Genomic DNA, 6,626 nt, shown 5'->3' with positions numbered 1-6,626 from the left:
GACGGTGGCACCCTGGCCGAGAGCCGTCGCTCCCAGCGCGACACCCCGGTCTATGTCCACCCGTACGCCGCCGCCTGGGATTCGTGGCCGCCGTCGGCCGCCACGACCGCCGACGCCGCGACGGTGCGGGCCGCGCTGGCCGCCGCCGAAGTCTGACCCAGGTCTACCTGCGTCGATGCTTGACATGCAAGCGAATGCTTGCCTATTGTTCGAGGGGAGACGACGGGAGGAGCGCGCACCGTGACCGATATCTTCGTGGCACTCGCGGATTCGACGCGGCGCGCGCTCCTCGACGAACTGGCGGACCGGGACGGACAGACCCTGTTCGAACTGTGCGCCAAGCTCGCCACCAAGCACGGGATCAGTTCGTCGCGGCAGGCGATCACCCAGCATCTGGGGATGCTCGAGGCCGCCGGACTGGTGACCACCCGTCGTGCAGGCCGCTACAAGTTCCATCACGCCGACTTCACGCCGTTGCGCGCGGTGTCGGAGCGATGGCCGATCCCCCAGGAGGACGCATGATCCGCATCGGTGTGACCAGCATCTTCGTCGACGACCAGGACAAGGCCGAGAAGTTCTACACCGACGTGCTCGGTTTCCAGGTCAAGGACCGGGTGCCGATCGGCGAGTACTACTGGCTGACCCTGGTCTCGCCCGCCGACGTCGACGGCACGCAACTGCTGCTCGAACCAGACCAGAACCCGATCGCCCAGAACTACAAAACCGCCCTCACCGCCGACGGCATCCCCTGCATGATCTTCACCGTCGACGATCTCGACGCCGAATACCGCCGCCTGCTCGACCGCGGCGTCCTGTTCACCCAGCCACCCCAGCCGATGGGCCAGGTCACCACCGCCGTCTTCGACGACACCTGCGGCAACCTCATCCAGCTGATGGGCGCGCCCGCTACTGCGTGATAATGAGAAGTTCGGTGGGGGAGGCGATCTCGGTGCGCAAGCCCGCCTTGGTCGCCACCCGCGCCACCGCGCGGATGCCGGTCGGCTCGGCCCTGGTCAGGACCAGGGCGCGGGCCAGCAGGCCCTTGTGATGCTTGTTGAAGTGGCTGACCACCGTGCGTGACCCGTCGGGGTGCTCGGTGAGGACGTTGGCGGTGATCGCGTCGGGGACCCGGCCCAGCTGCTGGTAGGTGCCCGAGCGCAGGTCGACGACGAGCTCGCCCGCGGCCTCCGCGTAGAGGGCGTCGGGCAGCACGTCGCGCCACAGCGCCGACAGTGTCGGCAGGCCGGGCAGTTTGGTGCCGCCGGAGAGGCGGTAGGCCGGGATCGGGTCGCTCGCGCGGACCGCGCCGAACAGGGCCGAGCCGATCCCGAGGCGCGCGTACGCCTTCGCCCGCTGCGCCTTGGTGAACGACTTCGCGTCCAGCGCGTCGTAGAGGACGCCGGTGTAGCGCTCCAGCGCGGGCCGGGTCGGTGACGTGCGCAGGCTGGCGTTGCGGGCGATCTCGGCGTCGGCGCCCTTGCCGAGGCCGAGCGCGGCGGCGGAGGCGGCCGGGTCGGCGGCGAGCTGCACCACCTCGGTGACCAGCTTGTCGCGCACCGCGGTGAGCTGCGGCATCGCCAGATCGGCCAGGTCGAGGGGCGCGCCCGTTCCGCCGTCGGACTTGGTTTCGGAGGGAGGCAGCAGCACCAGCACGATCGCCTACGGTACCGGCGTCGTCGGCCGGCGCGGCCGCTGGTGGGCATGGAACCGTAATCGGCTTGCACGGCGCCCCGGACCAGGGACTACTCTGTGCATCCGTGATCACCCGCCTCTCCCGCCTGTTCCTGCGCACCCTGCGAGACGATCCCGCCGACGCCGAGGTGCCAAGCCACAAACTGCTGGTTCGCGCCGGCTACGTCCGCCGCGTCGCTCCCGGCGTGTACTCGTGGTTGCCGCTGGGCCTGCGCACGCTGCGCCGGATCGAGGACGTTGTGCGCCAGGAAATGGACGCCACCGGCGCCCAGGAGATCTCCCTGCCCGCGCTGCTGCCGCGCGAGCCCTACGAGACCACCAACCGGTGGACCGAATACGGCGACGCCCTGTTCCGCCTGCAGGACCGCAAGGGCGGCGACTACCTGCTCGGCCCCACCCACGAGGAACTGTTCGCGCTCACCGTGAAGGGCGAATACAACTCCTACAAGGATCTGCCGGTCACGCTGTACCAGATCCAGGCCAAGTACCGCGACGAGGAACGTCCCCGCGCCGGCATCCTGCGCGGCCGCGAGTTCACCATGAAGGACTCCTACTCCTTCGACCTCGACGACGACGGCCTCGCCACCAGCTACGCCACCCACCGCGCGGCCTACCAGCGCATCTTCGACCGCCTCGGCGTCAAGTACGTGATCGTGGCCGCCACCTCCGGCGCGATGGGCGGCAGCGCCTCCGAGGAATTCCTCGCCGAGAGCCCCGTCGGTGAGGACACCTACGTGCGCTGCGTCGAGTCCGGGTACGCGGCGAATGTGGAAGCCGTGGTCACGCCCGCGCCCGCGCCGCTGCCCATCGAGGGACAGCCCGCCGCGGTCGAATACGACACCCCGAACACCCCCACCATCGCGACGCTGGTCGAGTGGGCCAACGAGGCGAAGGTGCTCGACCGCACCGTCACCGCGGCCGACACGTTGAAGAACGTGATGGTCAAGCTGCGCCACCCGGACGGCAAGACCGAGATCCTCGGCATCGGCGTCCCCGGCGACCGCGAGGTCGACGACAAGCGGCTGGAAGCCTCCGTCGAGCCCGCCGAGGTGGAACTGCTCACCGAGGCCGACTTCGCCGCCAACCCCTTCCTGGTGAAGGGCTACATCGGCCCGAAGTCGCTGCAGGCCAACGGTGTTCGCTACCTCGTCGACCCCCGCGTCGTCGAGGGCACCGCCTGGATTACCGGCGCCGATGCGCAGGGCAAGCACGTCGTCGGCCTGGTCGCCGGTCGCGACTTCACCCCCGATGGCACCATCGAGGCCGCCGTGGTCCGCGACGGCGATCCCTCGCCCGACGGTGCGGGCCCGCTGGTGGCGGCCCGTGGCATCGAGATCGGCCACATCTTCCAGCTCGGCCGCAAGTACACCGACGCCTTCGATGTCGACGTGCTCGGCGAGAACGGCAAGCCGGTGCGCCTCACCATGGGCTCCTACGGCATCGGCGTCTCCCGCATGGTCGCGGTGATCGCCGAGCAGCAGCACGACGACAAGGGCCTGCGCTGGCCCGCCGAGGTCGCCCCGTTCGACGTGCACGTGGTGATCGCCAACAAGGACGCCGCCGCCCGCGAGGGCGCCGAGCAGGTCGTCGCCGGTCTGGATAAGCAGGGCCTCGAGGTCCTCTTCGACGACCGCACCGCCTCGCCCGGCGTGAAGTTCAAGGACGCCGAACTCCTGGGTATGCCGTGGATTCTCGTGATCGGCCGCGGCTGGGCCGACGGCAAGGTCGAACTGCGCAACCGCCTCACCGGTGAGGCCGAGGAGATCCCGGCCTCCGACGCCGTCACCGCCGTCACCGCGAAGATCCGCGGCTGAGTTCTGATCGGCGAATCGCACCGTCCCGCGAGCACTGCGGGGCGGCGCGATCGTCGTTTTCGGGTAGACCCCTGACGCATCGCCTCGGCGAGTTTGCTCGTCGTGCAAACTTACGCCTACGTAGGGGAAACCTGCAGGTCATAGCCTCGAGGGTTGGCGTGGCGGCTCAGCGGCGCTGCTAAGTTAGGCCCATGACGAGTTCGCCGAGCCTGCTGTTCAACCCCGCCACCTACGACCCGCAGCACTTCGATGCCGAGACGCGGCGGCTGCTGCGGGCCACCATCGAGTGGTTCGAGTCCAAGGGCAAGGCGCAGCTGCTGGCCGACGACCGCGACGCGGTGTGGACCCAGGAGTTCCTCGACTTCGTCGCGAAGGAGAAGCTGTTCGCGACCTTCCTGACCCCGGCCGCCTACGCCGACGGTGACCCGAACAAGCGCTGGGACGCCGCCCGCAACGCGGCGCTGGCCGAGATCTTCGGCTTCTACGGCCTGGCGTACTGGTACGCCGAGCAGGTCACCATCCTGGGCCTCGGCCCGATCTGGCAGAGCGACAACGAGATCGCCAAGCGCAAGGCCGCCGCCGACCTCGACGAGGGCCAGGTCATGGCGTTCGCGCTGTCCGAGCGCGACCACGGCGCCGACATCTACAACACCGACCTGATCCTCACCCCGAGCGAGCCGGGCAGCGCCGACGCCGAGGCGGGCATCCTGTTCCGCGCCAACGGTGAGAAGTACTACATCGGCAACGGCAACGTCGCCTCCATGGTGTCGGTGTTCTCCCGCCGCGCCGATGTCGAGGGCGCCGAGGGCTACATCTGGTTCGCCGCCGACAGCCGTCACGACAACTACCACCTGATCGAGAGCGTCATCCACGGTCAGATGTATGTCAGCCACTTCCGGCTGGAGAACTACCCGGTGACCGCCGCCGACGTGCTCCACGAAGGCCCCGAGGGCTTCTCGGCCGCGCTGAACACCGTCAACGTCGGCAAGTTCAACCTCTGCCACGGCAGCATCGGCATGGTCGAGCACTCGTTCTTCGAGGCCATCACCCACGCCAACAACCGCATCCTCTACGGCAACCCGGTCACCGACTTCGCCCACGTGCGTGGCAATTTCGTCGACGCCTACGCGCGCCTGATCGCGATGAAGCTGTTCAGCGACCGCGCTGTCGACTACTTCCGCAGCGCCTCGCTCGAGGATCGCCGCTACCTGCTGTTCAACCCGATGACCAAGTCCAAGGTGACCTCCGAGGGCGAGGTCGCGATGACCCTGCTGCTGGATGTGCTGGCGGCCAAGGGCTTCGAGAAGGCCACCTACTTCGCGCAGGCCTCGCGCTACATCAACCACCTGCCCCGGCTCGAGGGCACGGTGCACGTCAACGTCGGCCAGATCCTGAAGTTCATGCCGAACTACCTGCTCAACCCGAAGGAGTACCCGGCGATCGGCACCGACCTGGCGCCGGGCGACCAGGAGTTCTTCTGGAAGCAGGGCCCGGCGCGCGGTGCGGGCAAGGTACAGTTCGCCGACTGGACCCCGGCCTACGAGCAGGCCGCCGACGTGCCCAATGTCGGCCGTTTCTACGAGCAGGCCCAGGCGCTGCGCACCCTGCTGCTCACCGCGGCGCCCGACGCCGATCAGCAGAAGGACCTGGACTTCATGCTGACCATCGGCCACCTGTTCTCCACGGTGGTCTACGGCCAGCTGATCCTCGAGCAGGCCGAGCTCACCGGGCTCGACCGCGACGTGCTCGACCAGATCTTCGACTTCCAGATCCGCGACTTCAACACCCAGGCCACCGCCCTGCTGGGCAAGCCCTCGGTGACCGAGGCGCAGCGCGAGTGGGCGGTCGGCGCCCTGCGCAGCCCCGTCGCCGACGCCGAGCGCTTCAACCGGGTGTGGGAGCAGGTGGAGTCCTACGACGGCGCCTACTCGATGCGCCCGTAGCAGCGGGAGGTCTCGGGCGGTGGGTGCCGCCCGGGACTACACCGCGGCGCGGCCGGGGAAGGTGGTGGTCACCGGGTTCGCGCCCAGGATCGCCTGCCAGCGGGCCCGGCGCACCGCGGACTCGGTGAGCGCCTCGGTCGCGGTGGCGCGCACCGACTCGTCGGATGCCTGTTCCACGACGGCGTACCACGCTGCGGCGCAATCGGATTCGACCGCGACCGCCAGGTTGGCCGCGGGGATCGGATCGTCGACCGGGAAGGGTGGGTTGTAGGCGGCGTCGGGCGCCTCGGGGGCGGTGCCGCCGGCTTCCAGCAGCTCGATGGTGGCGTCGCGGCGGGCCCGGTGCGCGGCGCTGAACTCGGCGACCAGCCGGGCCCGGTCGGCATTGGCGTAGGCCGCGATGACGCCGTAGGAGTAGACGGCGGCGTACTCGCTGTCGAGTGCGCGCTGCAGCGCCTGACGTTGATCGGTCATGTCAGCAGGACTCCTGCCTCGGTGGCGCAGGCCGCGCTGATCGACGCCAGCAGCCCTGCGCGGTAACCGGATTCGGTGCGCGCCAGGGCGGCGGCGGACTGCTGGGAGCGGACCAGCTGATCGCGCAGCTGCGCGATCGTGAGCGGCTGGGTGGGGGTCTGGACGGCCGACGCGGGCACCGGTTGCCCGTCCGGGCCCGGCACGGTGACCTCGCCCGTGCGGTGCACCGGGGTGGTGCCGTCGCCGTAGACGCCGATCACCCGGTCGATCTCGGTGCGCAGGGCGTCGGCGTGCGCGCCGCGCTCGGTCGCGATGGTGGTCAGCGCCGCCTGGGACCGGGGCGCGAGCGCGATGGCCGCCTGGGCGGCCGCGGCGTCGGCCCGGGCCAGAACCTCTTGCGCGGCAAGCGGATCCGGGGCGTACACGGTGTCGTCCTCGGCGCAGGCGGCCAGTGCGGTCAGCGCCGGAATCCCGACGGCGGTCGTGCCGACGAGCCGCAGCACCGAGCGGCGCCGCCAGGCGCCCCGCGCCATGACCGCCGCGGGCTGAGCAGCCGAATCCCGGTGTGCGACAGCGGACTGGTCTGCCGTCGCGTGCCGGTGCGCAACCGCGAGCCGGTGGGTAGCCGGATCGGCAGGCGGCTCGGCGTTCGAATGCCGGTGTGCCGGTGCGGCCGACGTCGGCCGCGCGGAGACTGAGGGGG

The 6,626-nt window shown here is 70.0% G+C and carries 7 protein-coding genes; 4 read left to right on the top strand and 3 right to left on the bottom strand.

Annotated features, from left to right (window positions below; translation table 11 throughout):
- Nucleotides 1-240: 240 nt before the first annotated feature.
- Both ACFWPJ_RS21160 and ACFWPJ_RS21155 read left to right on the top strand, forming a co-directional pair.
- On the top strand, nucleotides 241-522 hold the full coding sequence (locus ACFWPJ_RS21160; protein ID WP_378853830.1) for an ArsR/SmtB family transcription factor: 282 nt from the start codon (nucleotides 241-243) through the stop codon (nucleotides 520-522).
- On the top strand, nucleotides 522-917 hold the full coding sequence (locus ACFWPJ_RS21155) for a VOC family protein (RefSeq protein ID WP_378853832.1): 396 nt from the start codon (nucleotides 522-524) through the stop codon (nucleotides 915-917). The genes ACFWPJ_RS21160 and ACFWPJ_RS21155 overlap by 1 nt, the downstream gene beginning before the upstream one ends.
- Here ACFWPJ_RS21155 and yaaA read toward each other — a convergent pair.
- Nucleotides 907-1,653, bottom strand: a complete 747-nt coding sequence (gene yaaA / locus ACFWPJ_RS21150; protein ID WP_378853828.1) for a peroxide stress protein YaaA — start codon at nucleotides 1,651-1,653, stop codon at nucleotides 907-909. The two genes, ACFWPJ_RS21155 and yaaA, sit on opposite strands and share 11 nt — an antisense overlap.
- Before the next feature lie 104 nt (nucleotides 1,654-1,757).
- On the opposite strand from yaaA, the gene ACFWPJ_RS21145 reads away from it, so the two are divergent.
- Both ACFWPJ_RS21145 and ACFWPJ_RS21140 read left to right on the top strand, forming a co-directional pair.
- Nucleotides 1,758-3,506 (top strand): proline--tRNA ligase, encoded by a 1,749-nt coding sequence (locus tag ACFWPJ_RS21145; RefSeq protein WP_378853826.1) that lies wholly within the window; start codon nucleotides 1,758-1,760, stop codon nucleotides 3,504-3,506.
- A gap of 191 nt (nucleotides 3,507-3,697) precedes the next feature.
- Nucleotides 3,698-5,449 (top strand): acyl-CoA dehydrogenase family protein, encoded by a 1,752-nt coding sequence (locus ACFWPJ_RS21140; RefSeq protein ID WP_378853824.1) that lies wholly within the window; start codon nucleotides 3,698-3,700, stop codon nucleotides 5,447-5,449.
- A gap of 36 nt (nucleotides 5,450-5,485) precedes the next feature.
- On the opposite strand, the gene ACFWPJ_RS21135 is transcribed toward ACFWPJ_RS21140, so the two are convergent.
- Both ACFWPJ_RS21135 and ACFWPJ_RS21130 read right to left on the bottom strand, forming a co-directional pair.
- Nucleotides 5,486-5,923, bottom strand: a complete 438-nt coding sequence (locus ACFWPJ_RS21135) for a ferritin-like domain-containing protein (RefSeq protein ID WP_378853822.1) — start codon at nucleotides 5,921-5,923, stop codon at nucleotides 5,486-5,488.
- On the bottom strand, nucleotides 5,920-6,626 hold a 707-nt coding region (locus tag ACFWPJ_RS21130), incomplete at its 5' end, for a hypothetical protein (protein WP_378853820.1). The genes ACFWPJ_RS21135 and ACFWPJ_RS21130, both read right to left, overlap by 4 nt.

It is taken from the genome of Nocardia sp. NPDC058497 (genome assembly GCF_042720195.1).
GTDB lineage: Bacteria > Actinomycetota > Actinomycetes > Mycobacteriales > Mycobacteriaceae > Nocardia.
The sequence above is the reverse complement of the archived record's forward strand: the minus strand, read 5'-3'. Positions and strand labels throughout refer to the sequence as shown.

Excerpts from the sequence above, each read along its gene's own strand:
- ACFWPJ_RS21140 (WP_378853824.1), top strand. The coding sequence starts at position 3,698 with ATGACGAGTTCGCCGAGCCTGCTGTTCAACCCCGCCACCTACGACCCG.
- ACFWPJ_RS21135 (WP_378853822.1), bottom strand. The coding sequence starts at position 5,923 with ATGACCGATCAACGTCAGGCGCTGCAGCGCGCACTCGACAGCGAGTAC.